The organism is Pseudomonas sp. PDM17, assembly GCF_014851985.1.
Lineage (GTDB): Bacteria > Pseudomonadota > Gammaproteobacteria > Pseudomonadales > Pseudomonadaceae > Pseudomonas.
The window spans coordinates 271367-296450 of the sequence record NZ_JACVAT010000008.1; the positions used below are offsets into that span (position 1 = coordinate 271367).

The following is a 25084-nucleotide window of genomic DNA, read 5'->3' on the forward strand; positions in this document are numbered from 1 at the left end:
CTTCCCTGCCTCAGGCGCCGCTGGCGCCGTCCACGATGAACAGCACGACCTGCCAGGGACTGCCACCGCCGCTGCCTGCCGCGGCGGCCCGCAGGCACAGGCGCTGGGCGGGATCGAACCAGTCGCCCTCGGCCTGCACGACGAACAGGTGGGTGTCCTCACCCACGCTGTAGGCGATCTGTTCGGCGCGACTCATGGGCAGATGTTCCAGGCCCGACATGCGTTGGCGGCCCAGGATCGCCAGGCTCGCCTCGGAGGCGACGATGCAGCGTGACAGCCACTCGTGAGCCTGCTCCTCGCCGCAACCGGGCGGCATGCGCAGGCCAATGACCAGACGCTGGACCGGTGATCGGAGGTCCGGCAGGGCCAGCGCGAAGTCATTGCCGACCCGTTCAAATGCCAGACTACGATAGCCGGCGCGCACCCTGCCAAGGGTGAGCTCCAGCCACTCGATCACCGGGCTGAAGGTCCGCAGGAGTTCGTTGAAATCGAAGGTCGGGAAGGCCGGGACGCCGCCCAGCGGATCGAGCACGCTCCAGCTGCCGGCCATGCCGCACAGCAGGCCATGCAGTTGTGCCGGGCTCGCTGTGCCGCTGTAGAGCGCGACCTCCAGTTCCGGCAGGCGCGCCCACAGCGCCGCCAGCTGGCGGCGGATTTCCTGGCTGTCCTCGGTGTTCTCCGCCTGCTGCGCCTGGCGCAGGCGGCCAGCGAGAAACACGCATTTCTCCCGCGCATGGGCGCACAGCGCCACCAGAGCCTGCCCCAGCATCGACGCCGGTACGATTCGCGGAGTGGGCGCCACGTAAGGCAGGCTGACGAAGCCACCGGCGTCCTTGCCCACGCGCAGCAGCGGCAGGCACACCGAGTCGGCGCGCTGGGCTTCGGTCACCAGGCGCAGGGCCGGGCGCCAGACGACAACGGGTTCCGGATTCTCGCCACTGGCCAGGTCCGGCACGGCCGGCCCGCTCAGGGATTGCAGGCGGCCCTTGAGCGGCAGCACCTGGCCGCCGCGGGCGAGCGGACTGAGTGCGAGGTAGAGGGTGATGTTGGCATTGGGGGAAGCGGCGATGGCCGCCGTGGCGTCGAACACCAGCGTACCGCCCTGGCCCAGGCTGACCGGCAGGCCATCGGGCAGGATCGCCTCCAGCGCGAGGATACGCACCACGCCGGTGCTCAGGGCGGAGGGGTCCAGCTCCAGGTGTTCAAGGCCCCAGAACCAGGGATTGGCCGCGTGGGCCAGGCGCGCAGAAAGCACTTCGGCGCGCAGTCCCTGGAGCTGGAAGTGCTGGGGAAGCAGTTGCATCCCTTCGTGCCAACAAACTGCGTCAGGCAGAACTCTCACACCACTCCCCCTTCGACGTCCTGGATTGTCATGGGCCCGCCCGGAAAGGCGGTGGTTCAGTGCTCCTCGGCACTCAGCAGGCGCATCTCCCTGCTGTCGAAACGCAGCCATACGTTGGGCTGCTGATCCAGGCGCATGCGATGGGCGCCGGGAGTGTTATAGCCGGCAAAGACCAAAAGTCCAGAAGCCGGCTTGCCGGCCAGGGGGAAGTCCCTGGCCTCCATGAACTGCCCGGGCACCAGCTCGAGGCTCCACACCGAGAGCTGCTTCTGGTAGTCGCGGCGGTACTGTTCGCGGTCGCTGAACCACTGTTTGGCGCTCATCGCCGAGAGCAGCTTGAGCAGGTCCGCATCCTGCACCGCGACGAAGTCCACGGCGATGGGCGAATCGCCATTGGCCTTGCTCGCAACATCGAGGGTCAGACGGTCGACATCGACCTTCGGACCAAACCAGGAACAGCCTCCGAGGACTGCCAGGAGCACAGCACAGAGGCAGGCTTTCGTCGACTTCATGAAACGTCCTTGTGAAATGTCTGTCAGAGATTATTTTCGGATTTGCGTTTTTAGCAACCTGATCTAGCTTGCTTGGTTAGCTCGTGGACAACGAGCCCAGATGGGATCGCCAAGGACAGGCCTGTATCGCATTTCCCCCTTTCCTGTCGTGTGGTCCAGCCAAGGAGCGCGACGACAGCGAGCCCCGCTGCGGCGTGCCCGTCTCCTACGCAGTGGAGTTCGCCAGCATGGCAGAAAGCACGCAGCACAAACTGGACCGGGTGCGCCCTCCCCGGGTCCAGATCACCTACGACGTGGAAATCGGCAACGCCATCGAGAAGAAGGAACTGCCGCTGGTCGTGGGCATCCTCGCCGACCTCTCCGGCAAGCCGGTCACGCCCCTGCCCAAGCTCGGCGAGCGCCGCTTCACCGAGATCGACCGTGACAACTTCAACGCCGTGCTCTCGTCCATCGGACCGCGCGTGGCGCTGCAGGTCGACAACACCCTGAGCAACGACGGCAGCCGGCTCAACGTCGAGCTGAACTTCAAGCACATCGACGACTTCGACCCGGTCAGCATCGTCAACCAGGTCGTGCCGCTGCGCCGCCTGTTCGAAGCCCGCCAGCGCCTGCGCGACCTGCTCACCAAGCTCGACGGCAACGACGAGCTGGACCAGCTGCTGCAGGACGTGGTGAGCAACACCGAGGGGCTGCAGGAAATCCGCGCGACCCACCCGGTGACCGCCGATGCCGGCGCCGCCAACGACACCGCCCAGGCCGCCGCCGACGAAGGCGAAGCACCTGCCGAACCGCAAGCCTGATCCCGACCGCAAGGAGAGCACAGCAATGGCCAAACCCAGCTCCGCCGCGGCGCAAGGCGCCGAAGGCAGCACCCAAACACTCGACCTGCTGGACCGCATCATCGCCGACGGCCGCATGGCCCACGATGACAGCCAGCAGGAATACGCCCGCGACATGCTCGCGGAGTTCGCCACCCAGGTCCTCGACGAAGGCATGGCCGTCAGCAAGGACACCGTGGCCATGATCAACGAGCGCATCGGTCGCATTGACGAACTGATCAGCGCCCAGCTCAACCAGATCCTCCACCATCCGGAGCTGCAACAACTCGAATCCTCCTGGCGCGGTATGCACCAGCTGGTGCAGAACAGCGAGACCGGCACGCGCCTCAAGCTGCGCCTGCTCAACGTCAGCCAGCAGGACCTGCAGAACGATCTGGAGAAAGCCGTCGAGTTCGACCAGAGCGCGCTGTTCAAGAAGATCTACGAGGAGGAATACGGCACCTTCGGCGGGCACCCCTTCAGCCTGCTGGTGGGTGACTACTCCTTCGGCCGCCACCCGCAGGACATCGCCCTGCTGGAGAAACTCTCCAACGTCGCCGCCGCGGCCCACGCGCCCTTCATCGCCGCAGCCAGCCCGCGCCTTTTCGACATGGGCAGCTTCACCGAGCTGGCGGTGCCGCGTGACCTGAGCAAGGTCTTCGAGAGCCTGGAGCTGATCAAGTGGCGTTCGTTCCGCGAGAGCGAGGATTCGCGCTACGTCTCCCTGGCGCTGCCGCGCTTCCTGGTGCGCCTGCCCTACGGTCCGGAAACCCTGCCGGTGGAAGGCATGAACTTCATCGAGGATGTGGACGGCACCGACCACGCCAAGTACCTCTGGGGCAACGCCGCGTGGGTCATGGCCCAGCGCATCACCGAAGCCTTCAGCAAGTACGGCTGGTGCGCGGCGATCCGCGGCAGCGAAGGCGGTGGCGCCGTCGAAGGCCTGCCGGCGCATACCTTCCGCACCCACGCCGGCGACCTGTCGCTCAAGTGCCCGACCGAGGTCGCGATCACCGACCGCCGCGAGAAGGAACTCAACGACCTGGGCTTCATCGCCCTGTGCCACAAGAAGAACACCGACCTCGCGGTGTTCTTCGGCGGCCAGTCCACCAACAAGCCACGCCAGTACAACACCAACGAGGCCAACGCCAACGCGCGGCTCTCGGCGATGCTGCCGTACGTGCTGGCGGCCTCGCGCTTCGCCCATTACCTGAAAGTGATCATGCGCGACAAGGTGGGCAGCTTCATGACCCGCGACAACGTGCAGACCTACCTCAACAACTGGATCGCCGACTACGTGCTGATCAACGACAACGCCCCGCAGGAGATCAAGGCGCAGTACCCGCTGCGCGAAGCCCGCGTGGACGTCAGCGAGGTCGCCGGCAAGCCTGGCGTCTACCGTGCCACGGTGTTCCTGCGCCCGCACTTCCAGCTCGAGGAACTGACCGCCTCGATCCGTCTGGTCGCCAGTCTGCCGCCGCCGGTCGCCGCCTGAGCCAGGGGGCCGCCCGTGCGGGCGGCCCCTTCACCTGATTCCCCTCTTTCATGCAGCGGAGTTTTCCAACATGGATGCGATACTTCTCGACCTGGGCGACGACATCAAGGGCGACAGCCAGCTGGCCGGCTTCGAAAACAAGATCGAAATCATGTCGTACAGCCACAACGTCGCCATGCAGGTGACCAACGATGTCAGCAACTCGGAGCGCACCTCCGGCAAGCCGCACATCGGCGAGTTCACCCTGACCAAGTTCGTCGACACCTCGACCCCGACGCTCAACGAATACTGCTGTTCCGGCAAGGCTATCCCCACCGCCACCCTGACCATCGGCCGCAACGCCGCCGAAGGCGACGGCAAGATCATGCCGTTCATCACCTACACGCTGAACAACGTGGTGCTGTCCAACGTCAGCGTCAGCGGCGGTGCCGGTGGCAAACCGGTGGAAACGATGTCGCTGAACTTCACCAAGATCAAATGGGAGCTCACCGCGCAGAAGGACGACGGCAGCAAGGAAGGCACCGCCGCCTCGACCTGGGACATGGCCGCCAACAAGCTGGCCAGCTAAGGACACGTGGCCTTGCACGGCATCGCCCGGCCACCGTTGCTGGACCGCCTCTCCGAAGCCGGAGAGGCGGAACCGGCCTTCGACCAGCGCGCCCTGGCGGCCTCAGTCGCGCAGGAACTGTCACGCCTGCTCAACAGCCGCAGTCCGGCTGGCAATGGCGTCGGCATCCTGGCCTATGGCATCGCCGACTGGACCGCCCTGCAGGCCCGCCGCGAAGCCGACCGCCTGCACCTGGCCCGGGAAATCCGCCGCGCGGTGACCCGCTTCGAGCCACGCCTGGGGCTGAGCGAAGTGATGGTCGACGCCGATCCGCAGTACCCGCAACGCCTGCGCGTACGCCTGCTCGGCAACCTGCGCCAGGACACCGGCCGAGCCCCCCTCCTGTTCGAACTCATCCCCGTTGGCGGAACACTGGAAGTACGCCATGAGCGACTCGATTGATGCCGAACTGCTGGACTACTACCAGCGCGAACTGACCTGGCTGCGCCACGCCGGCGCCGGTTTCGCCGCGCGCTATCCCAAGGTGGCGCGGCGGCTGGAGCTGGGCCCCGGTGAGTGCGGCGACCCCCACGTCGAGCGTCTGCTGGAAGGCTTCGCCCTGCTTGCCGCACGGCTGCAGCGACGCCTGGACGACGACTACGCGCAGTTCAGCGACGCCCTGCTGGAGCAACTCTATCCCCTCGCCCTGCGGCCCCTGCCTTCCTGCGCCGTGGTGCGCTTCGAGCCGGACCCGGCCAAGGGCAAGCTGAGTGCCGGCTTCCACCTGCCGCGCGGCACCCCGTTGTTCGTCAGCGTGCCGGGCCAGGAGCGGATCGAACTGCCCGAAGAGCTGCGCGGCCAGACCCTGCACTGGCGCACCGCCGACGAAGTCACCCTGTGGCCGCTGCGCATCGAGGAAGTCGTGCTGCTCGGCGCCGAAGAAGCCCAGGCCGCCACCGGCAGCGCCGGCGTGCGTGGGGCCCTGCGACTGGATCTGCGCTGCCTCGACAAGGACGGCTGGGCCGCCCTGGACATCGATAGCCTGCGCATCCACCTGACCGCCAACGCCGTCGCCAAGGCCGCCCTCTACGACCTGCTCGGCGCCCATGCCTGCGGCCTCATCGCCGAAGCCGAGGGTGCCGAACCGCAACGCCTCGCCGGCCTGCCACAACGGGTCGGCTTCGCCGCCGAACAGGCCCTGCTACCGGAAGACGAACGCGTGCATCCCGGCTTGCGCCTGCTCGCCGAGTACTTCGCCTTCCCCGACAAGTTCGCCTTCTTCGATCTGCCGCTCCAGGGCCTGCGTGCCAGCGGCGAGCAGCTCTACCTCTACATCCTCTTCGACCGCCCCGCGCCCGCCCGCCTGACCCTGCAAGCCAGCGACCTGGCGTTGGGCTGCGTACCGGCGATCAACCTGTTCCCGCGCACCTCCGAGCCGCTACGGCCGGACGGCACGCGCAGCGAGTACCGACTGATCGCCGACGCCCACCGCGAGAACTCGGTGGAGATCCACAGCATCCGTTCCCTGCGCGCCAGCACCCCGCTGGGAGTGCTCGAGGTCGCGCCCTACCACGGTACCCAGCACCGCTCCGGCGCATTCGGTCTCTACTGGCACGCACGGCGGGTCGAGGGCATGACGCCCAACCGGCGCGGTAGCGACCTGTTGCTGACCCTGGTGGACGCCGGCCTGCAACCCCTGGAAGAAATTCCCCAGTACAGCCTCAGCGCGGAGCTGCTGTGCACCAACCGCAGCCTCGCCGAGTACCTGCCGGCTGGTACCGAGCTGGCCTTCGAGCGTCCCGGCCCGGTGGCCCGCGCCAGCCTGCTGCGCGCACCGAGCCGGCAATGCCAGCCGGGGCTCGATGGCCCCTCGCGCTGGCAACTGGTGTCGCAGCTCACGCTCAACCACCTGTCGCTGGTGGAAGGCCCGCAAGCCCTCGACGCCCTGCGGGAAATCCTCGCGCTGCACGACTTCAGCGAAGACAAGCTGGCCGCCCGGCAGATCGAAGGGCTGGTCCGGCTGGACTGCGCGCGCGTGGTGGACCACGTCGGCAGCGATGCCTGGCGCGGTTGGCGCAACGGCCTGGAGGTTCGCGTGCACCTGGAGCGCCAGGCCTTCGTCGGTGCCAGTGCGGTGCTGTTCGGCGCCGTGCTCGCACAGTTCTTTTCGCTCTACGCCAACGCCAACCGCTTCGTGCGCACGGTGCTGGTGCAATCGGACCAGGAGATTTGCCGATGGCAACCCCAGGCCGGCCAGCCCATCACTCTCTGAGCCGGCGCCTGCGCGCCGAGCCGCACCGCTTCGAGTGGCTGCAGGCCCTGTTGCTGCTCGAACACGAACAGCCCCAGGCCACACCGCTGGGTCACGGCAGCCGTCCGGACGCCGAAGCGCTGCGTCTGCGCGGCCCACTGACGCCGGTGTTCGCCCCCAGCCAGATCGACGCCCTGGAAGACGAGGACGGCCGGCCGCTGCTGAGCACCTCGATCTTCGGCCTGGGCGGTGCCGACGGCGCCCTGCCCTACGCCTACCAGGAATGGCTGCAGCAACGCGCCCGGCAGAAGGACCACGCCCCCGCCGAATTCCTCGACCTGTTCCAGCACCGCCTGCTCAGCCTGCTCTACCGGGTGTTGCGGAAACACCGGCTGGCGGTAGGTTTCCAGACCCCATCCGCCGCCCCCCTGCACCGCCCGTTGCGGGCCCTGGCGGGGCTGCTGCCGGAGGGCCTGCATGAGCGCGGCGCGATGCCCGACGCCAGCGTGCTCGGCCGCAGCGCACACTTCAGCGGCCAGCGTCGCTCGCTGGTCGGCTTCGCCGCCATGCTCCGCGAGCAGTTCGGCATCCCCGCCGAGTGCGAGGCTTATGCCGGCGCCTGGCGCGAGATTCCACCGGCCCGCCGCAGCGTGCTGCAACGCGGCGGCGCCAACCTGGGCCTTGGCCGTGACGCCATCGCCGGCACCCGCGTATGGGACGAACACGCCGGTTTCCATCTGCGCCTCGGCCCGCTGGACGAAGCCACGGCTCGGCACTTCTTCCCGGACGGCATCGCCTATCCGCTGCTGGCCCACCTCTGTGCGTTGTACTTCGGCCCCGACCTGGACTGCCGGCTGCGTCTGCTGGTGCGCGCCAGCGGGCCGCTGGCCCTGGGACGTGGCAATGGCCCGAGACTGAACTGGAACACCGGCCTGCGCCGCAGCGGCGGCGCCGTAAAACCCATCGACCTGACCCTGCGCCACGCGGAGATGCCCTGATGGACCTCGCCAGCCTGATCGGCCGCCTCAACCCCGAATCCCGCCGCGCGCTGGAGCGCGCCGCACAGCGCTGCCTGCAACGCACGCACCACTACGTCGAGATCGAACACCTGCTGCTGGAACTGCTGGACATCGACGGCGGCGACCTCGCCCGTCTGCTGCCGCGCTTCGGCCTGGAGCGCGACCAGCTGGTGGGCGAGATCAACACCGCCCTGGAGCTGTTCCGCATCGGCAGCACGCGCACCCCGGCGCTCTCGCCACAGACCATCGGCCTGCTGGAGGATGCGGTGGTGCAGGCCAGCGTGCTCGGCCAGCCGGCGATCCGCTCCGGGCTGCTCCTGCTCGCCCTGCTCGACCGCGAGGAGCGCCGCGCCCTGCTGCTCAACAGCGCCTCGTCGCTGCTGCGCATTCCCCACGAGACGCTGCGGGAGAAACTCCTGGAGTGGACCGAAGGCTCTCGCGAGCAGCCCGCCGGTGCCCGCACCCCGGACAAGGCAAAACCCGCCAGCGCAGCGGCCCAGGACAGTGGGCTCGACCAGTACACCCAGGACCTCACAGCCGACGCCCATGCCGGGCGCATCGACCCCATAGTCGGGCGCGACGGCGAGATCCGCCAATGCGTGGACATCCTCCTGCGCCGTCGGCAGAACAACCCGATCCTGGTCGGCGCCCCCGGCGTCGGCAAGACCGCCGTGGTCGAAGGCCTGGCCCTGCGCATCGCCGCCGGCGAGGTGCCGCCTCCGCTACAAGGCGTGATCTTGCGCGTGCTTGATCTGGGCTTGCTGCAGGCCGGAGCCGGGGTCAAGGGCGAGTTCGAACAGCGCCTGAAAGGTGTGATCGACGCGGTGCGCAGCAGCGAGCAGCCGATCATCCTGTTCATCGACGAGGCCCACACCCTGATCGGCGCCGGCGGCGCGGAAGGCGGCAGCGACGCCGCCAACCTGCTCAAGCCGGCCCTGGCCCGTGGCGAGCTGCGCACCCTGGCCGCCACCACCTGGCTGGAATACAAGAAGTACTTCGAGAAGGACCCGGCGCTGGCCCGGCGCTTCCAGCTGGTGCAGGTCGAGGAGCCCGACGAGGCTACCGCCGTCGACATGTTGCGCGGCGTCGCCGCGAAGCTCGAACAGCACCATGGCGTGCAGGTGCTTGATGTGGCGATCCAGGACGCGGTAAAGCTCTCGCACCGCTACATCTCCGGCCGCCAGTTGCCGGACAAGGCCATCAGCGTGCTGGACACCGCCTGCGCCCGCGTTGCCCTGGCCCAGCACGACGTGCCGCCGGCTCTGGAGAACCTGCGCCACCGCGAACTGGCGGTGGAGGAAGAGCTGCAACGCCTGCGCCGCGAACAGGCCACCGGCCTGGACCACAGCGCACGCATCACCGGCCTGGAGCAGGAGTCGCTGGGCAACCTTTCGGCCATCCGCGCCCTGGAAAAACGCTGGGGCGAAGAGCGCGAGGCGGTGCGCGAACTGCTGCGCTCACGCCATGAACTGCTGACCCTGAGCGAGAGCGCCGACGCCGCCAAGCCCGACGAAGAGCTCGACGGCCGCATCGATCACCTGGCTGCCGAACTGGCACGCCTGGAAGCCGGCCTCGACGCCATCCGCGAGGACGACCCGCTGGTGCCCGAACAGGTCGACTCGAAGACCGTCGCCGCGGTAATCGCCGGCTGGACCGGCATCCCGGTGGGCAAGATGCTCGCCGACGAGGCCCATGCCATCCGCACCCTGGCCCAGCGCATGAGCCAGCGGGTGATGGGCCAGGAAGCCGCGCTGGGCACCATCGCCCAGCGAATCCAGGCCTACCGCGCCGGCCTCACCGACCCGGCCAAGCCGGTGGGCGTGTTTCTGCTGCTCGGCCCCACCGGCGTGGGCAAGACAGAGACCGCCTACGCCCTGGCCGACGCCCTCTACGGCGGCGAGCGCAACCTCATCAGCATCAACCTCTCCGAGTACCAGGAAGCCCACACCGTCAGCCAGCTCAAGGGCGCCCCGCCCGGCTACGTCGGCTACGGCACCGGCGGCGTGCTCACCGAAGCCGTGCGCCGCCGCCCCTACTCGGTGGTGCTGCTGGACGAAATCGAAAAGGCCCACCCGGATGTGCTGGAGGCGTTCTACAACGTCTTCGACAAGGGAGTGATGGAAGACGGCACCGGCCTGGTGGTGGACTTCAAGAACACCGTGATCCTCGCCACCAGCAACGTCGGCGCCGAACTGCTGCTGGACACCCCGCCCAAACAGATCGCCACACCCGTCTTCGACGAGCGACTGCGCAAGGTGCTGCTGCAAGCCTTCCGTGCCGCCTTCCTCGCGCGCATGACGGTGGTGCCCTACCGCCCGCTGGAGGAAACGACGCTGGAAGGCATCGTGATCGCCAAGCTGGAAAAACTCCGAGAACGCTACAAGGCGGCCACCGGCAAGCAGTTCGACTTTGACCAGGCGATCGTCAAGGCGGTGCTCGCCAAGTGCAGTTCGGCGGGGGCACGGGACATCGAGAATGTGCTGATGGCGGAGGTGACGGGGAAGTTGGCGGAGTGGGTGCTGGAGTGACAGTTAATGCACTTGTGCAACTGCGGAAAACAATGAACCGCATCAGGTTGGCACACAGGATGAAAAATGATCAGGAGAGAGCATGCCCACTTATAAATACCAGTGCCTAGAATGCTTAAAGACCTATATAGGACCGGAACTGCTACGCCCCATCATGTGCAACTGCACCCCTCCCAAAAAAATGCATGGTGTTCGACAGCAGTCCCCGCTTTCCGCAGAGCTTATAAAAATTATCAATATCAGTGACGCAAGAAAAATGCGAGTCGACTTCTGCTCAAGATGGAACATAACCAATAAGTCCCATGCAACCCATGGCTCTAATTTTTCTGGAAACCAGAAAGTCGTCGATCTGATTAACGACATCGTATCAACCGTTCAGGGTGGGCTTCGAATCAGCGTCCGTCAACTTATAATCTCGGAATTCAGTTACGACATCGACACTTGCGAAATGATCAACTGACCCAGACACAACCTTGATAACAGCATATCTGGAGTAAAGTATGCCTAGCAACGAAGCCATAACCTTTTGCGGGGAACTCATGAACTGGGCTGCCTCAAGTACCATTTCTGAGCGTATCAAGAGCGCCATGGACACAAATGCCCAATGGGAGATATGGCTACAGGTTGAACTGGCGATCTATTTGAAATCGAAGTCCGGCCTTGTCGTCCGAGAACAGAATTATGATGCCAGCCGTAAATCGCTCGATATATTATGCAAGCTGAATACGAGAGGCTACGCCATCGAATTGAAAGCCGAGTCTCTGAAAACCGGCCTCACTTCAGGGATGACCATGGTCCAGGCTCTACTCTCAGACAAGTCGAAGCTCGAGGAAAATCCTCTGGTCAAAACCCTGATAAGTTTCGGGTGCAATAGTCTCACATCCCTCGTCATAGGTATTGGTAGCATTTCCAATCATCGACAGACAGCCTTGGAAATCCTAAGCGAAACACAAGCGTTCATTTTGAGCTTCAAAGATGACTTCGGTCTTTACATACTCATTATGGAATAGATTTCAAGCCCAATAGGTTGAAGAGAGACATATGAATCATGCCTTCAGACGCCAACGCCAGCTTTGCGCTTATCACAGCGTTCTCCGGCGTCCTATACCCTCAATATTTGGCTGGTGAGGAGAGCCTGAATCATCTTCATCAGCTTGCCGTCCATGGGTACGCTTTTACAAGTCTGATCCCAAATAACTTCATTGGCTCACGGGCAACTCTCGTCATTCACAACGACACTCAGCAACGCTCCCTCGATGCCTTGGTCGCCGAAATCCACCAGCTCCCCGCCGATGCCACCGCCGACCGCTACCAACTGGTCCTGCGCCCCTGGCTCTGGTGGCTGACCCTGGCCAGCAACAACCGCGTATTCCAGAACCTCGCCGCCAGCGACATCGTCACCACGATCTTCAAGGCCCACGGTTTCACCGACTTCAAGCTCTCTCTGAGCGGCAGTTACGAGCCGCGCGAGTATTGCGTGCAGTACGCCGAGAGTGATTTCGCCTTCGTCTCGCGGCTGCTGGAGGAGGAAGGCATCTTCTGGTTCTTCACCCACGAAGAGGGCAAGCACACGCTGGTCCTGGCGGACAGCAACGACGCCTTCCCGCCTATCCCCAACGGGCCCAAGGTGCCGTACCTGGGCCAGGAAATCGGCGTGCGCGAATTGCACGGCATCCGTTCGGCGCAGTACTGCCTGCAGGCGGTGGCCGGAACCTACAGCGCCACTGACTACGAGTTCACCACACCCACCACTTCGCTCTATTCCCAGGCTCAGGCGGAGGCCGGGCCGCGCGCGCAGTACGAGCATCCCGGCGGCTACACCGCCAAGGCCCGTGGCGATGCGCTGACCAAGCAGCGGGTGGACGGCCTGCGCAGCCAGGAAAAGCGCCTGATTGGCGAGAGCGATTGCCGCTGGCTGGTGCCGGGACACTGGTTCACCCTCACCGGTCATGATGACGCCAGCCTGAACATCGACTGGGTGCTGACCTCGGTGACCCACGAGGCCGACCACGAGCATCACCGCAATCGCTTCGAGGCCATCCCCAAGGCCACCGCCTACCGCCCTCCCCGCACCACACCCAAGCCGCGCATGCACACCCAGACCGCCAAGGTGGTGGGCAAGGCTGGCGAGGAAATCTGGACCGACCAGTACGGCCGCATCAAGATCCAGTTCCCCTGGGACCTGCAGGGCAAGAACGACGAGGCCTCGTCCTGCTGGGTGCGCGTGGTGCTGCCCTGGAGCGGCAAGGGCTTCGGCATGCAGTTCATTCCGCGCATCGGCCAGGAGGTAATCGTCACCTTCATCGACGGCGATCCGGACCGTCCGCTGGTCACCGGCTGCGTCTACAACGGCGACAACGCCCTGCCCTATGCGCTGCCGGACAACCAGACGCAATCCGGCATCAAGACCAATTCGTCCAAGGGTGGCGGCGGCTTCAACGAGCTGCGCTTCGAGGACAAGAAGGACGCCGAGGAAGTCTTCCTGCAAGCGCAGAAGGACATGAAGGTGAACGTGCTCAACGACAGCACCGCCACCATCGGCCACGACGAGACGCTCACGGTGCAGAACGCCCGCACCCGCACGGTGAAGGAAGGCGACGAGACCATCACCCTGGAGAAGGGAAAGCGCAGCGTGACCATCCAGACCGGCAGCGACACGCTGGACGTGAAGGATACGCGCACGGTGAAGGTCGGCGCCGACCAGACCCACAGCACCGGCGGCAACTACAGCCACCAGGTCAGCGGCAACTTCGAGCTGACGGTGGACGGCAACCTGACCATCAAGGTCAGCGGCACCCTCACCCTGCAGAGCGGTGGCAGCCTGACGCTGAAGACCGACGCCGATCTCGCCGCCCAGGCCGGCACTTCGGTGACCAGCAAGGCCGGCACCACCCTGACCAACCAGGCGGGCACCTCGCTCACCAACAAAGCCGGCACCACCCTGACCAACGACGCCGGCGTCAGCCTCACCAGCAAGGCCGGCGCCGAGCAGACGGTGGACGGCGGCGGCATGCTGACCCTCAAGGGCGGACTGGTGAAGGTCAACTGAGGACAAGGACATGGCCAACAGCGGAACCCTCGACCTCAAGCGCGGCGACAGCACCCTGCAGGGCCGCCTGCAGGACGGCGCACTGGAAGGCCCGCTGCGCATCAGCGAGCGCGGCCGCCCGCAGGCCAGCCTGGACTACCGCGACGGCGAACTGCACGGCACCAGCACGCTCTACCACCCCAACGGCCAGGTCAGTGCGCAGTTGCCCTACGTACGCGGGCGCCTGCAGGGCGAGGCGCGTTTTTTTGCGGCCGAAGGCTGGCTGCAGCGCAGGGTCAGCTACCGCGACGGACTGATGCATGGCGAGGCCTGCAGCTATCTCGCCGATGGCACGCTGGTCGAGCAGGCCTTCTACCGCGAAGGTGTTCAGGAAGGGCCGTTCCGCCGCTTTCACGGTAACGGCCAACTGGCACAGGAAGCCCGCTATGCGAAAGGTGCGCCGCTGGATCAACCGCGCGCCTATGCCGAGGATGGTCGCCCGCTGGACGACAATGGCAAACCTATTTCGCGGCTGCGCTGGTGGCTGGGCAGCCGTGGCGAGGCCAGCGGGGCCTGAGCGGACTCAGGGAATCAGCATCTGCACCTGGCCAGGAAACACCACCTTGATCGCCCCGCCCCAGGTGCACATCAGCGTGCCGTTGGCATCCAGCGCCGGCATGCCTCCCAGTAGCACCGTGGGCGCGCCGCCGGGGATCCACGGCGCGGCTGTAGCAGGGATGCAAGGCATCGGCGTCAGCACGCCGAGGGCAGCTGCGGTAGCGGCGGCGACGGTCGGATTCGCCGGGCTGGAGCACAGGCCGAAGGGCAGGATGTTCAACAGGGGGATGTGATCCTGCAGGTTGGCCGCCGGCATGCCACCGGTGAGGGTGCGATTGACCGGTAGCACATTGAGCACCGACGGTGCGACACCGAAACTGCATTGCAGCGTCGCGCCGCTGCAAACCTGGGGACAGCCCATGGAATCACCTCGCCTGATGCCTGCCTTGGCCAAACCTGCTCAAGCGTAGCCAGCTTCGCGCCACTGCGCCCAGCATTAAGACCTCCGCCGACCGGCAGAATCCTGCTTGACATTAAAGTTAACTTTAAACTTAGGGTGAGCCCATCCGCCGCCCGGCTCGCAACACTCGGCGGCTCCCACCAGGGTCAAGCAGAGGTCAGCAGATGAAGGCGCAGTTCAAGGCAGTCGAGTTCGGCACCCAGAGCGTTGAAGTGATCGAGGGCGGCTATTACGACCGCTACCGGATGAACCCGGACCTGAACGAGGTGGCGAGGGATCCCGCCGCCGGCAACATCGACTACTTCCGGCGCATTCCCAAGCAGATGGTCGCCTCGCGCGTCGGGCCGACCTGGGCGCCGAATTTCTACTATCGCACCAGCAGCATCCAGCTGCTGTTCCTGGCGCCCATCGACCGCCTGCGCGCCACGCTGCCGGTGCCGCTGGAACCGCTGCGCGCCCTGCCCGGCCAGGGGCTGGTGGCGCTGACCTTCTTCTCCTACTCGGTGTGCGACAACGACCCGTACGATGAAGTTTCGGTCGCCATCGTCATCCGCCGGCCGGGCGCCAGGGGCAGCCATGCCCTGGAACTGTTCGACGCCGTGCGCCGCCGCAGCTTCGTCGCCCATGTGCTGGCCCTGCCGGTTTCCACCGAGATCGCGCGGGTGCGCGGCGTGCATGGCTACCAGTTGCCGAAATGGCGCACCGGCATCGAAGTGAAGATCGGCAGCGAAGTGTCGGCCAGCATCCAGGGGCCCGACGGCAAAGCCGACCTCGTCCTGCGGGCGCCGCTGCCGGCACTGGAGATCGCCACCCCGCAATCGCGCCTGGGCACTGCCACCATGGTCCATCAGGTCGATGGCCGCTGGCACCAGACGCGCGTGCAGAGCAACACCCTGGCCTACGCGCAGAAGCTGCTGCCCGGCAACGTCCGGCTTGCCCGCAACGGCGGGCCGCTGAGCCAGTTGCTCGATGGCCTGGGCGCGGCGCGCATCCTGCGCCTGGACGTGGTCAAGGATGCGCAGATCGTGCTCCACCTGCCCTCGCCGCTGGAGAGCCAGCCCTGAACAGACGCCCTACTGCGGCTGGACGCTGACGGCGACGGCGGAGGTCACCCGCATCACCAGCTGGCGGCCGAGGTACTCGGGCTTCATCACCACGTCGGGGCGGACCTTGACCGTGTGCTGGCTGCCGTCGGCGAACTGCAGGGTGGCAGTGCGCTTGGCGGTGTCCATGGATTTGACGGTGGCGGTGATTTCCACCGTGTCGGCCGCGAGCATGCCCGGCTTGCTGCCCGGCTGCGCCGTGGCCAGCAGCCCGGCGCCGCCGCTGCCGGTTTCCTGGCCCGGCTCGCGCAGGAAGACGAGGCGTTCCAGCGCAACGATGGCGCGGACCCTGTCACCCACCTTGAGCTGGTCGAAGTTGCGCATCTCCGGCGGCGCCTGGAGGGTGCGGCTGTTGCCGTGGTCATCCTTGAGGGTGAAGGTCCGCTTGCTGCGATCGATGGCAGTGACGCTGGCCTGCATCTCCTCCGTCTCGGTCATCGCGCCGCCCGGCACACCCTTGGCAACCGACTCGGTGCTGTCGTACTGGTAACTCAGCTCATCGTTCTTCTGGCTCTGGCAGCCGACCAGCACGCCAGCGGCGAGGGACAGGCAGATCCAACGGGACACACTCATCAGGCGACTCCTTGCATCAGGGTGTTTGCGTTCGGGGTTTGCGGACAAGTACCGAGGCCGCATGCCGCTCTTTCATGGCTGCGTGATTACAGCGAGCGTAGCAGCCGCCCGGCCATCCACCGTGCGGCACGTCGCGCTCTGGCGCTTTCAGTACTTGATGTCCCGCGCGGTCTCGCGCCCCTGCTGCTTGGTCTGGCGCTTGTCCTGCCGGCACTGGGCGTTGTACTGCTGGTCGGCGGCGCGGCAATTCTGCTTGGTCTGGCGCGCATCCTGGCGGGTTTCCTGGCGCACATCCCGCGCCTGGCGGCGCTGGTTGCCCTGCTCCGTGGCCCAGGCGGTACCAAGCGAGGCGACGAGGAAGGTCGCCGCCACCAAAGCAGTGAACAGGGAACGGGTCATGGCGTCACCTCCTGCAGCACAGGGATAGAGACTCTCCAGTACAGCCGATTTCCTGCGGGCTTGCCGATGGCGGCGTGGGGTTCGCCGCACTCTTCGACGAAAGGCAGGCCAGGCCAAGAAGACGGGTGCATGCAGCGTCCCGCAGCCGGCCGCGCAACCTCAGTGATCGCGCACCAGCAGCACCGGACGCTTGCTCGACTGCAGTACGCCTTCGGCCACGCTGCCGAGCATCAGGCGATGCACGCCACGGCGGCTGTGGGTGCCCATGACGATGGCATCGGCCTTGACGGCATCGGCCTCGGCTTCGATGCGGTCAGCGACTTCCTCACCGGTGGTCTCCATCGTGACGCGCTGGTAAGTAGCGGGTACGGCGTACTCGCCGACCACCTCCCGAGCCTTGCTGAGGATGTCGTCGGCAGCCTTGAGCGCGGCGGCGTGCAGCGCCTCGGCGTCGTAGTACTTGGCGTAATAAGGCAGGTGTCCCAGCGGACGGTCGACGATGGTGATGACGTGCAGTTCACCGCCACTCATGCGGACCAGCCGTGCGCCTTCGGCCAGGGCTCGGAACGAAACGGGGCTGCCATCGACGGCGGCCAGTACGTGCTCGTACATGCTGTGCTCCTCGTTGTTTGGGCAGTTCGACCTTAACTGCCCGGGCCAGGAACGCCCTTGTGCCGTGTCAATGTAATCGCCCCATGGCGCATCAGTGCGCCGGAGCGACCTCGTCACGGCAGGCGGACGGGCTCAGCCCGGTCCAACGCTTGAAGGCGCGGCGGAAGCCGCGCACGTCACTGTAGCCAAGCGCCTCGGCGATGCGCTCGATGGGCATTTCCGGGTTGTTCAGCAGGCTCATGGCGCGGGCGTGGCGCACCTGGTCCTGCAACGTATCGAAGGTGATGCCGTGCTCGCTCAGGCGGCGGCGCAAGGTCCGGCTGCTCATGTTCAGCTCGCTGGCGACCTTGTCGATCGGGCTGCCGTGGGCCAGGTCACGGGCGATGGCGCGTTCCACCGTTTCCAGCAGGCCGGTCTTCTGCTGCACCGGAGCGGACTCCGCCTCCAGCAGGCTGAGCGCCTGGCGCAGGGCGACGGGATGGTGGCTGGGCAGTTGCACATCCAGCCAGTGGCTGGCGATGGCCACGCGGTTGTGCAGGCAGCCGAACTGCAGGTTCGGTCCGAGCAGGCGGCGGTACTCGGCCTCATAGCTGGGCGCGGCGTGGGTGAACTCGAAGCGCAGGGGCTGGAACTGGGGGCCGATCAGGGTGCGGTTGTAGACCAGCAGGCTGGCGAAGAACTCCTCCACGGCGAACACCTGGATGTCGGCGAAGGGCAACCGGCACTCCACTTCGATGAAGCTCTCTTGCGGCCCCTCGATCAGGTTGCACACCGCGATGCCACCGGTGGTGTGCTGGAAGCGCCGGCCCAGCTCGAAGGCATCGCGCAGGTTCTTGCACAGGGACAGCACATGGCCCAGCAAACCGAGGGTACCCAGCACGTTGCGATGACCGACCCAGAGCCCCAGACCACGCTCGGGCAATGCCGCAAGCGCGCGCTGGATCATGGCGACCGTCTGCCGGTAGGTGACGCGTTGGTCCGGGTCCTGCAGCTCCTCGGCGGTGAAGCCGAGCCCACGACACAGGCGCTCGCCGCTGACGCCTTCGTCACCGGCGACCTCGGCCAGGGTCTGCAGCAGGAAGGGCGAAACCAGGGCCAGGTCGTATTGCGCATCGATGCTTGTACTGGGCATGCAGGCTGCTCTCGATCGGGGGCGCCGGCGATTCTTGTTATGTGGCTGGCGCACGATGGCCGCATCATAACGCGTTCGCAGGCCCGCCAAGAGCGGGCGTAACAGAATATTACAGAGCCTCAAAAGACTGCCGAACCCAGGCATCACCGAGCAGTATCCATCTGACGTGTTCGGGGCCGACGGTGACCTTTTTCGGGAGAGGCCAAAGGCGAGTCTCACGACGTTCGAGCACCAGCGTCGGCAAGGTGTCGCCTTGCTGGAAGCGGCGCAGGGTCTTGCCTTCAACGGTTATCCAGGAGAAGGACACGCCCATGGCCTGCCAGTAGCCGCTGCGCGGGCAGGCTTCGCCGCTGACGCAGATGGGCGGGACAGGGAGTGATGGGAGGCGGACGAAGCTGGGCGACTCGGGGGTTGGCCGGCCTGTGGCGGGATCGAGGTATTTTTCTTTCGCCAGCTTTTCGATCAGCGCATCGCTGGGTTTGGGTGGCGGGATATTGGCCTTGCGTTCTTCCAGCCATTGCAGCTTGCCGTCCCAGGGCGGCAACTTGGCGGGTGGCAGCGGGAGGATGTCGTTGATTTCGGGAGCTTTGGGCGAGGCGTAGGAGTAGTCCGCGAGGATGCTCCAGATTTTTTCGTAGCGGTCGGCCCTTTCTAGGTCTTCTTTCTGGTCCAAGTAATACAGTTCATCGGAGAGAGGAGGATTGCGAAATCCGTTGTTTAGGAAAGAAGCTGAGCTTTCATCACCTGCTGCTACTCCGAGTTGAAACGCCTCTAACGCCTCTTTATAACGCTTGCGACCTTGAAGATTGACCCCAAGATCACTAGCGGCAGAGCCATTACCCTGCTCTGCCGCGCAATTACGCATCTGCCGAGCGATATCCGGCGCCATATCGCTGGGCGCCAGCTTGTCGGCCACGTAGGCCTGGGCGTCTGGACTACCCATATCAGCAGCCTTTCGGTAATACCGCAGGGCCATGTCCTTGTCCTGCACAAAACCCAACGCCCCCTGCTGCAGGGCGATGGCGATGAAAGCGTAGCCGGAGCCAACTTTGGCATTAATCAACTCTTCGGCCAGGCGCAGATGTTCAGCGGTGCGTAGTTTGAACGTGCCCTGCATGGAGCCGTTTTGCAGGTTGATACTGGCCTTGGCGTGACCGTGTTCGGCGGCAATGCGGTAGAGGCGTTCCACCTGAACATCCATGGCTGGATCTTCGTTGAGCTGGTTGTTCTTTTGCAGCCAGCGGGCGTAGTGGAACAACAAGTCGCTGTCCGCCGTGGGCATCGGGAACTCTTCGTGCTTGCAGGTGAAGGCCAGGTTGGCGCGAATCTGAGGTAGTGGGTCCACGGTGATTACCTTTTCCGGGGGAGTGACGGCACTGCCGGCCTCACAGGCGGTCAGCAGCAGCGCCAGGCAGATAAGCCCCCAGAACCTAGGCATCACCGAGCAGTATCCATCTGACGTGTTCGGGGCCGACGGTGACCTTTTTCGGGAGAGGCCAAAGGCGAGTCTCACGACGTTCGAGCACCAGCGTCGGGAGGGTGTCGCCTTGTTTGAAGCGGCGCAGTGTCTTGCCTTCCACGGTGATCCAGGAGAAGTGCACACCCATGGCCTGCCAATAACCACCGCGTGGACAGGGTTCGCCGCTGACGCAGATCGGGGGAACGGGGGATGACGGCAGGCGGACGAAGTTGGGCGAGTCGGGCGTGGGGCGGCCTGTGGCGGGATCGAGGTGTTTGTCCTTTGCCAACTTGCTGATCAGCGCTTCGCTGGGCTTGGGTGGCGGGATATTGACCTTGCGATCCTCCAGCCATTTCAGCTTGCCGTCCCACGGTGGCAGCTTGGCGGGCGGCAGTGGGAGGATGTCGTTGATTTCGGGAACTTTGGGCGAGGCGTAGGAGTAGTCAGCGAGGATGCTCCAGATGGCTTTGTAACGGTCAGCGCGTTCGAGGTCTTCCTGCACATCAAGGTAGTGCAAGCTGTTGGAAGGGGGGGGATTACGAAAAGCCTTACCCAATTTACCCGCTGAGATTTCATCGCCTGCCATGACTCCAAGCTGGAATACTTCTAACGCTTCACGATATTGCTTGTTAATTTGTAAAGAGATTCCCAAAGCCAGTGCAGCCTTCCCTCCCCCTTGTTCCGCAGCGCAACGAAACATCTGCAACGCCACTTGTGGTGCTGCACCCTTGGGCTCTAGTTTTTCACCTACATAGAACTGAGCCTCGGGGCTGCCCATATCGGCTGCCTTGCGGTAGTAACGCAAAGCCATGTCCTTATCCTGCACCAAACCCAACGCGCCCTGTTGCAGAGCGATGGCAATGAAGGCGTAGCCGGAACCAACCTTGGCATCGATCAATGCTTCGGCTAAGCGCAAGTGTTCGGCAGTGCGCAGCTTGAACGTGCCTTGCATGGAGCCGTTCTGCAGGTTGATGCTGGCCTTGGCATGGCCATGTTCAGCAGCAATGCGGTAGAGGCGTTCCACCTGAACATCCACGGCCGGGTCTTCGTTAAGCTGGTTGTTCTTTTGCAGCCAGCGGGCGTAGTGGAAGAGCAGGTCGCTGTCCGCCGTGGGCGTCGGGAACTCTTCGTGCTTGCAGGTGAAGGCCAGGTTGGCGCGAATCTGGGAGAGCGGGTCCACGGCGATATCCTTTGGTGGGGCATTGACGGTGCTGCTGCCCGAATCACAGGCAGCAAGCAACAGGCAGGCAAGCAGGAGAAGACGGCGCATCAGTCCTTGTTCTCCAGCTCGATGGGGTCGAAGAAGAACTCGATGATGGGGGCTTCAGTGGGAAGGCTGGCTGCTTGAAGTCTTTTGTTTGTCGCTATGATTTCCCCCCAAGCATCAAATGCCTCCTTCGGATCATCCTGCGCCCCCTTCCCATTGGTATGCAGGTGCCACAATCGCCGCCGCATGGGTTGCGTCACGCCCATTTCCTCGTGGGCGATATTCATCTCGCTGTCCACCTGCATGCTGCGGGTATTGATATTGGCTGAGCCGTGGGTGGTGAAGACGTCGTCGATGATCATCAGCTTGGAGTGGATGTATACCGGCATCCAGGCGCCGGGAGGCGAGTCCTTGGCCACCAGGGAGCAGATATGGATTTTCAGGCCGGGCCGTTCCGGTGGACGCTTGATCTCGCTGCGGATGATGGCGTCGATTTCCTCCTCAAGGTCTTTCTTGCGTTGGGGTGCCTGCTCGTCAGCCTGGCGCTGGGCGTCCCGCGCTCTTGCCCCCAGGTCCGTGCCCTGCAAGGCATCGGGCAGTGCCGTCACCAGCTCGGTGACCTTGCGTTCGAGGCGCTCATGCCAGGCTGGCTCCAGTTCGGCGGCGCGTTGCTTGGCCTGTTCGATGCGGCGCAGCTTGGTCACGATCGGCATGCCGTCTTCGCGGCCCAGGCGTTCGAGCATGCGCTGGGTGTTGGCGACGCCGGGGCCCACACCCTCCTCATTGGCGTTGGTGACCACGAACAGGTGCAGCGCGCCATGTTCGCCGGGTTTTCGGCCTTTTTTGGTTTGCTTCTTTGCGGTTTCCAGAATGACGTCGGCCAGTGCGGGCCAGCGGAAGTACTGGTTTTCGATGTAGATGAATTGGGTGGCGTTCTTGACCGTCTGCAGGTAGAGCGTCTCGATATCGCGCTTTGGCTTGTCCTCCTGGGCCTGGGTGCGCAGGAGCTGGGCCATCAGCAACGCTTCATCGTGGGCAGGGGCAGGCCGAAATTGACGGGCGACCAGGGTGTCGTTGCGCTGTACAAACAGATCCTCGCCAGTCTGCCGACGCCAGGCAGAGGCGAAGTTGTGGTGCAGGTAAGCCAGTATCGGGCCGGTAACGCGGCTGGAAATGTCCTGCCGTGGTAACCGACCGCGCGCGCCCTTGTTCGGAGGGGGCATGTCGCGGCCGCGACCTTTGGCCGAGTGCTGGTCGGTATCCCAGTACTCGTCGAGCATGTTGTGGCCCATGACGAAGCCAACGGCGCGCTCGGGGATTTCGTAGTCGACCAGGACAGTCTTCTGGTGGTGAGTGGGCGCTGCCGCTAGCGAGAATAACGTCATTTTGCTGAGGTCAGGGTCGAGGCTATGCAGCTTCGCTTGGTAGACGATTTCCGCGCGTTGCAACACGTCAAAGCCACGACTGACAAATATCGGACTGGCCTTGGTCCAGTACGTCGCCTCAATGTCCATGGCGGAGCATTCCTGAAACCAACTCCGGTCGTACGCATATTGCTCGTCCGAGGATGTTTGCCCCGCGCGATCCTTTATCCCAATCACTCCTTTATTCGGCAGGTTGGACTCCCCCGCTGTCCCTGCCAGGTTGTAAGGCGCCTCCCAGCCCAAAATACGCACCCGCACCGGGTTGTTCTTGTCCTTCGCCTTGGCCATCAACAGCTCTCCGATACTGGGAGCACTGCCATCTCGAATGAAGTACATCGACGGCTGGAAGCCCCAGCAGATGATGTCGACCGACCTGGTTGCCTTGGCAATGGCCTCATGCACGGCGCGGAAAGCCTCTTCGCCATTGATCAGCGGTTTGTAGCTGGCAGGCCTGGGCTTGTACTCGGTGTCTGTGACAAACCAGGGAGAATTGCAGGTGATTTCATTGCCGTATTGCAGTGCCAGAGGCACAACGATTTCACAGGTGGTCATGACTGGTCTCCCGCCCGTTTGGCGATATCTTTCAGCAAGTCGGCGTAGTCGGTGCGATGGTCGGTATGTTTCGAGGGCGGGCCGATCTCGGGATCATCGGAAGGCGACGGGTGATTCTGCAGACCGAGGCTGGCCAGCCGTCCCTGTTCCGGATTGCTGTAATCGTCGGGCACCGGAATTCGGTAGCTGACTCCGTTGGCCAGCTCCAGGCGGTACTGCCGGGTAACGACCTGGTGGTCGAAGACGAGGTAGCCGCTCTTGTCCAGCACGCCTTGCTGGAGAGGTGCTCCATCAGCAAACAGGGTATAGGGCATGCCGGCCCAGGTTGACTGGGTTGCGGTGGGGGCTCGTGAAATACGCAGTTTTACGCGTGCCACGGACTGGAGCTTCGGGTACTCAGGATGGGTCGCCGGCATGCTGGCGGGCCCGCGCAGGGAGAAGTGCGCGGCCTTGATGTTGAAGTCCCCCTTGGTGCCCGCTTCGATGCGGTACGGGTCGAAGGTGATGTAGCTGCCGCCTGCGTTGAGGGTGATTTTCTTCTTCGCGACGATGTGCACCTCATCCTCGGTGCTGGTGATTTCCAGGCCGTGGCGGGCGAGCAGTTCCATCCGATCGTTCTGCGCCTGGATCGTGACGGGCCCCTGATTGGCGAAGAGCTTCATGCCCATCTTCCTGGCGAACAGGCCGATGCCTTCGCCGACTGCTGCGGTGAAGCGCTTGGCGACGCTGATGTCCATGTTGGCGCCGGCGGTGGCGATCAGGTTTTTTCCGGCAGCCAGTTGCAGGTGCCCGCCACTGGTGGCGGCGATGCCGTCGGGTGCCGAGGCGAGGATGCCCGGTTCGTTAAGCAGTTCGAGCGCGGCCTTGAGCTGCTCCGGGGCGTATTGGTCGGGCTCGTGTGCCACGGCCAGCGCGGCATCGCGGGCCATGGCGCGGACCTGTTCCAGGGCTTGCTCCAGCTCGCGCACGGCGGCCTGCATGTCCAGCGTTTTGCCCTGTGCACCGGGCTGGGCGTCGGCGCTGATGAACAGGCCCTTGCCGGCTCGTAGCGAACCCCAGCCGTCGGTGCGCAGTTCGAAGCCTTCGCCGCGTTGCTGCCGTTGCGCATCCACCAGATGGCCGAGATTCAGCTGGCTCTTGCCGCTGTATTCGGTGCTGAGCTTGATGTGCTCTTTTCCGCGCGAGTCATCCAGGCGCAGCTTGTTGTTGGCCGGCGTCCGCAAGACGTTGCGCTTGTAGTTTTTCAGGGTGACGTGGTCGGGATGCCGCGAGTCGTGCATGGCGTAGGCGATGTAGGGCCGGTCCGGGTCGCCGTTTTCGAAGGCGATCCGTACTTCGGTGCCTTGTATCAAAGGCAGGTGCAGCCCATACGTGTCGCCGCAGTAGGGGCGGGCCAGGCGCAGCCACATTGACTCGCGCCCTGCGGGCCAAGTGTCGCGGTCGAAGACGAAATGGCACTTGTAGCGGCCTTCCATGTCGATGTGGCCGTACAGGTCATTCGGCTCGGGGCTCGTGACGCGCGCCGGGAGGGTACCGGCGATCACCGGCTTAGCCGGCACTTCCGGGCGGAAGCAGACCTGTTCGTCGTAGGGGATGGCTTCGAATTGCACTTCGAAGCTGCGGTCGCGAGCAGCGCGGCACTGCAGGTCGACAATCACCGCGCCCGCCGCGAAGCGCTTATCCGCGCCGTCGAGCTTCACTATCTGGCCGGGAAGGAGCGCGGGGCTGCTGGTGAAACCGGTCAGGCGCGTGCGCGCGTTGAGGTAGCGTTCATGGGCGAGGCGCGCGTAGAAGTAGCCGCTTTCGCTTTCCAGGTCTTCGTCCTGGGCGTAGGCGTCGCCGAGTTTCTGGTGCGGTTCGCCGTAGTGGTAAGCCTCGCCGTAGGTGGTTTTCGGCGATTTGAGCAGGTCGACATTGGCGTCCAACTCAGCACCGGCGTCGCGGTAGTAGTAGGCGCGATTGCTGACCTGCTGCAGGACCAGTCCATAGCCGCTCTGCAGGTTCCAGACGGCGTCCCGGCCGCTGGACTCCAGCGAGGAAAGCGGGCGCAGCGGTAAGGGTGGCG

22 protein-coding genes are annotated in these 25084 nt (G+C 64.7%); 11 read left to right on the forward strand and 11 right to left on the reverse strand.

What is annotated here, in order from left to right; all coding sequences use genetic code 11:
• Positions 1 to 10: 10 nt before the first annotated feature.
• Both tssK and IB256_RS26210 read right to left on the reverse strand, forming a co-directional pair.
• Positions 11 to 1342 (reverse strand): type VI secretion system baseplate subunit TssK, encoded by a 1332-nt coding sequence (gene tssK, locus IB256_RS26205; protein WP_192296356.1) that lies wholly within the window; start codon positions 1340 to 1342, stop codon positions 11 to 13.
• Positions 1343 to 1398: 56 nt separating this feature from the next.
• Entirely contained in the window at positions 1399 to 1854 is a 456-nt protein-coding gene (locus IB256_RS26210; protein WP_138214554.1) for a type VI secretion protein, read from the reverse strand.
• A gap of 227 nt (positions 1855 to 2081) precedes the next feature.
• On the opposite strand from IB256_RS26210, the gene tssB reads away from it, so the two are divergent.
• The 10 genes from tssB (at position 2082) to IB256_RS26260 (ending at position 14117) form a co-directional block, all read left to right on the forward strand.
• Positions 2082 to 2654: a type VI secretion system contractile sheath small subunit gene (gene tssB, locus IB256_RS26215; RefSeq protein WP_026079019.1), complete on the forward strand. Its 573-nt coding sequence runs from the start codon at positions 2082 to 2084 to the stop codon at positions 2652 to 2654.
• A 25-nt stretch (positions 2655 to 2679) separates the two neighbouring features.
• Positions 2680 to 4167 (forward strand): type VI secretion system contractile sheath large subunit, encoded by a 1488-nt coding sequence (tssC, locus tag IB256_RS26220; protein ID WP_192404648.1) that lies wholly within the window; start codon positions 2680 to 2682, stop codon positions 4165 to 4167.
• Between the two features lie 70 nt (positions 4168 to 4237).
• Complete coding sequence (locus tag IB256_RS26225) at positions 4238 to 4735, forward strand: Hcp family type VI secretion system effector (protein WP_192296357.1); 498 nt, start codon at positions 4238 to 4240, stop codon at positions 4733 to 4735.
• 12 nt (positions 4736 to 4747) lie between these two features.
• Entirely contained in the window at positions 4748 to 5176 is a 429-nt protein-coding gene (gene tssE / locus IB256_RS26230; RefSeq protein ID WP_192296358.1) for a type VI secretion system baseplate subunit TssE, read from the forward strand.
• Positions 5160 to 6986, forward strand: a complete 1827-nt coding sequence (gene tssF, locus IB256_RS26235; protein ID WP_192404649.1) for a type VI secretion system baseplate subunit TssF — start codon at positions 5160 to 5162, stop codon at positions 6984 to 6986. The genes tssE and tssF overlap by 17 nt, the downstream gene beginning before the upstream one ends.
• On the forward strand, positions 6950 to 7963 hold the full coding sequence (tssG, locus tag IB256_RS26240) for a type VI secretion system baseplate subunit TssG (protein ID WP_192296360.1): 1014 nt from the start codon (positions 6950 to 6952) through the stop codon (positions 7961 to 7963). The genes tssF and tssG overlap by 37 nt, the downstream gene beginning before the upstream one ends.
• Positions 7963 to 10512: a type VI secretion system ATPase TssH gene (gene tssH, locus IB256_RS26245; RefSeq protein WP_192296361.1), complete on the forward strand. Its 2550-nt coding sequence runs from the start codon at positions 7963 to 7965 to the stop codon at positions 10510 to 10512. Before tssG ends, tssH begins: the two co-directional genes overlap by 1 nt.
• Before the next feature lie 500 nt (positions 10513 to 11012).
• Positions 11013 to 11522 (forward strand): hypothetical protein, encoded by a 510-nt coding sequence (locus IB256_RS26250; RefSeq protein ID WP_192296362.1) that lies wholly within the window; start codon positions 11013 to 11015, stop codon positions 11520 to 11522.
• Positions 11523 to 11560: 38 nt separating this feature from the next.
• The gene (gene tssI / locus IB256_RS26255) at positions 11561 to 13561 is read left to right on the forward strand and encodes a type VI secretion system tip protein VgrG (protein WP_192296363.1); all 2001 of its coding nucleotides are present in this window, start codon (positions 11561 to 11563) and stop codon (positions 13559 to 13561) included.
• 10 nt (positions 13562 to 13571) lie between these two features.
• Positions 13572 to 14117, forward strand: a complete 546-nt coding sequence (locus tag IB256_RS26260) for a toxin-antitoxin system YwqK family antitoxin (RefSeq protein WP_192296364.1) — start codon at positions 13572 to 13574, stop codon at positions 14115 to 14117.
• Positions 14118 to 14123: 6 nt separating this feature from the next.
• Here IB256_RS26260 and IB256_RS26265 read toward each other — a convergent pair whose 3' ends face one another.
• Positions 14124 to 14519 carry a DUF4280 domain-containing protein gene (locus IB256_RS26265; protein WP_138214563.1) on the reverse strand — a complete coding sequence of 132 codons (396 nt, stop codon included), beginning with the start codon at positions 14517 to 14519 and terminating at the stop codon, positions 14124 to 14126.
• A 203-nt stretch (positions 14520 to 14722) separates the two neighbouring features.
• On the opposite strand from IB256_RS26265, the gene IB256_RS26270 reads away from it, so the two are divergent.
• The gene (locus tag IB256_RS26270; RefSeq protein WP_192296366.1) at positions 14723 to 15622 is read left to right on the forward strand and encodes an acetoacetate decarboxylase; all 900 of its coding nucleotides are present in this window, start codon (positions 14723 to 14725) and stop codon (positions 15620 to 15622) included.
• Between the two features lie 9 nt (positions 15623 to 15631).
• On the opposite strand, the gene IB256_RS26275 is transcribed toward IB256_RS26270, so the two are convergent.
• From IB256_RS26275 to IB256_RS26310, 8 genes are all read right to left on the reverse strand, one after another.
• On the reverse strand, positions 15632 to 16234 hold the full coding sequence (locus IB256_RS26275) for a hypothetical protein (protein ID WP_192296367.1): 603 nt from the start codon (positions 16232 to 16234) through the stop codon (positions 15632 to 15634).
• Between the two features lie 147 nt (positions 16235 to 16381).
• Complete coding sequence (locus IB256_RS26280; RefSeq protein ID WP_192296368.1) at positions 16382 to 16633, reverse strand: hypothetical protein; 252 nt, start codon at positions 16631 to 16633, stop codon at positions 16382 to 16384.
• Positions 16634 to 16792: 159 nt separating this feature from the next.
• On the reverse strand, positions 16793 to 17245 hold the full coding sequence (locus tag IB256_RS26285; RefSeq protein WP_045209392.1) for a universal stress protein: 453 nt from the start codon (positions 17243 to 17245) through the stop codon (positions 16793 to 16795).
• Positions 17246 to 17336: 91 nt separating this feature from the next.
• Complete coding sequence (locus tag IB256_RS26290) at positions 17337 to 18377, reverse strand: AraC family transcriptional regulator (protein ID WP_192296369.1); 1041 nt, start codon at positions 18375 to 18377, stop codon at positions 17337 to 17339.
• Between the two features lie 109 nt (positions 18378 to 18486).
• Positions 18487 to 19815 carry a DUF6396 domain-containing protein gene (locus IB256_RS26295; RefSeq protein WP_225601961.1) on the reverse strand — a complete coding sequence of 443 codons (1329 nt, stop codon included), beginning with the start codon at positions 19813 to 19815 and terminating at the stop codon, positions 18487 to 18489.
• Positions 19808 to 21106, reverse strand: coding sequence for a DUF6396 domain-containing protein (locus IB256_RS26300; protein ID WP_192296370.1), 1299 nt, complete (start codon positions 21104 to 21106; stop codon positions 19808 to 19810). The genes IB256_RS26295 and IB256_RS26300 overlap by 8 nt, the downstream gene beginning before the upstream one ends.
• Positions 21106 to 23019, reverse strand: coding sequence for a phospholipase D-like domain-containing protein (locus IB256_RS26305; protein WP_192404650.1), 1914 nt, complete (start codon positions 23017 to 23019; stop codon positions 21106 to 21108). Before IB256_RS26305 ends, IB256_RS26300 begins: the two co-directional genes overlap by 1 nt.
• On the reverse strand, positions 23016 to 25084 hold a 2069-nt coding region (locus IB256_RS26310), incomplete at its 5' end, for a DUF2345 domain-containing protein (protein WP_192404651.1). The genes IB256_RS26305 and IB256_RS26310, both read right to left, overlap by 4 nt.

What these genes read in the sequence shown, in the direction of transcription:
- IB256_RS26275 (WP_192296367.1), bottom strand. Translation starts at nt 16,234, where the DNA reads ATGAGTGTGTCCCGTTGGATCTGCCTGTCCCTCGCCGCTGGCGTGCTG.
- IB256_RS26210 (WP_138214554.1), bottom strand. Translation starts at nt 1,854, where the DNA reads ATGAAGTCGACGAAAGCCTGCCTCTGTGCTGTGCTCCTGGCAGTCCTC.
- IB256_RS26250 (WP_192296362.1), top strand. Translation starts at nt 11,013, where the DNA reads ATGCCTAGCAACGAAGCCATAACCTTTTGCGGGGAACTCATGAACTGG.
- IB256_RS26225 (WP_192296357.1), top strand. Translation starts at nt 4,238, where the DNA reads ATGGATGCGATACTTCTCGACCTGGGCGACGACATCAAGGGCGACAGC.
- IB256_RS26285 (WP_045209392.1), bottom strand. Translation starts at nt 17,245, where the DNA reads ATGTACGAGCACGTACTGGCCGCCGTCGATGGCAGCCCCGTTTCGTTC.
- IB256_RS26305 (WP_192404650.1), bottom strand. Translation starts at nt 23,019, where the DNA reads ATGACCACCTGTGAAATCGTTGTGCCTCTGGCACTGCAATACGGCAAT.
- tssG (WP_192296360.1), top strand. Translation starts at nt 6,950, where the DNA reads ATGGCAACCCCAGGCCGGCCAGCCCATCACTCTCTGAGCCGGCGCCTG.
- IB256_RS26300 (WP_192296370.1), bottom strand. Translation starts at nt 21,106, where the DNA reads ATGCGCCGTCTTCTCCTGCTTGCCTGCCTGTTGCTTGCTGCCTGTGAT.
- IB256_RS26270 (WP_192296366.1), top strand. Translation starts at nt 14,723, where the DNA reads ATGAAGGCGCAGTTCAAGGCAGTCGAGTTCGGCACCCAGAGCGTTGAA.
- IB256_RS26260 (WP_192296364.1), top strand. Translation starts at nt 13,572, where the DNA reads ATGGCCAACAGCGGAACCCTCGACCTCAAGCGCGGCGACAGCACCCTG.
- tssC (WP_192404648.1), top strand. Translation starts at nt 2,680, where the DNA reads ATGGCCAAACCCAGCTCCGCCGCGGCGCAAGGCGCCGAAGGCAGCACC.
- IB256_RS26280 (WP_192296368.1), bottom strand. Translation starts at nt 16,633, where the DNA reads ATGACCCGTTCCCTGTTCACTGCTTTGGTGGCGGCGACCTTCCTCGTC.
- IB256_RS26290 (WP_192296369.1), bottom strand. Translation starts at nt 18,377, where the DNA reads ATGCCCAGTACAAGCATCGATGCGCAATACGACCTGGCCCTGGTTTCG.
- IB256_RS26265 (WP_138214563.1), bottom strand. Translation starts at nt 14,519, where the DNA reads ATGGGCTGTCCCCAGGTTTGCAGCGGCGCGACGCTGCAATGCAGTTTC.
- tssF (WP_192404649.1), top strand. Translation starts at nt 5,160, where the DNA reads ATGAGCGACTCGATTGATGCCGAACTGCTGGACTACTACCAGCGCGAA.
- tssI (WP_192296363.1), top strand. Translation starts at nt 11,561, where the DNA reads ATGCCTTCAGACGCCAACGCCAGCTTTGCGCTTATCACAGCGTTCTCC.
- tssH (WP_192296361.1), top strand. Translation starts at nt 7,963, where the DNA reads ATGGACCTCGCCAGCCTGATCGGCCGCCTCAACCCCGAATCCCGCCGC.
- IB256_RS26295 (WP_225601961.1), bottom strand. Translation starts at nt 19,815, where the DNA reads ATGCCTAGGTTCTGGGGGCTTATCTGCCTGGCGCTGCTGCTGACCGCC.
- tssB (WP_026079019.1), top strand. Translation starts at nt 2,082, where the DNA reads ATGGCAGAAAGCACGCAGCACAAACTGGACCGGGTGCGCCCTCCCCGG.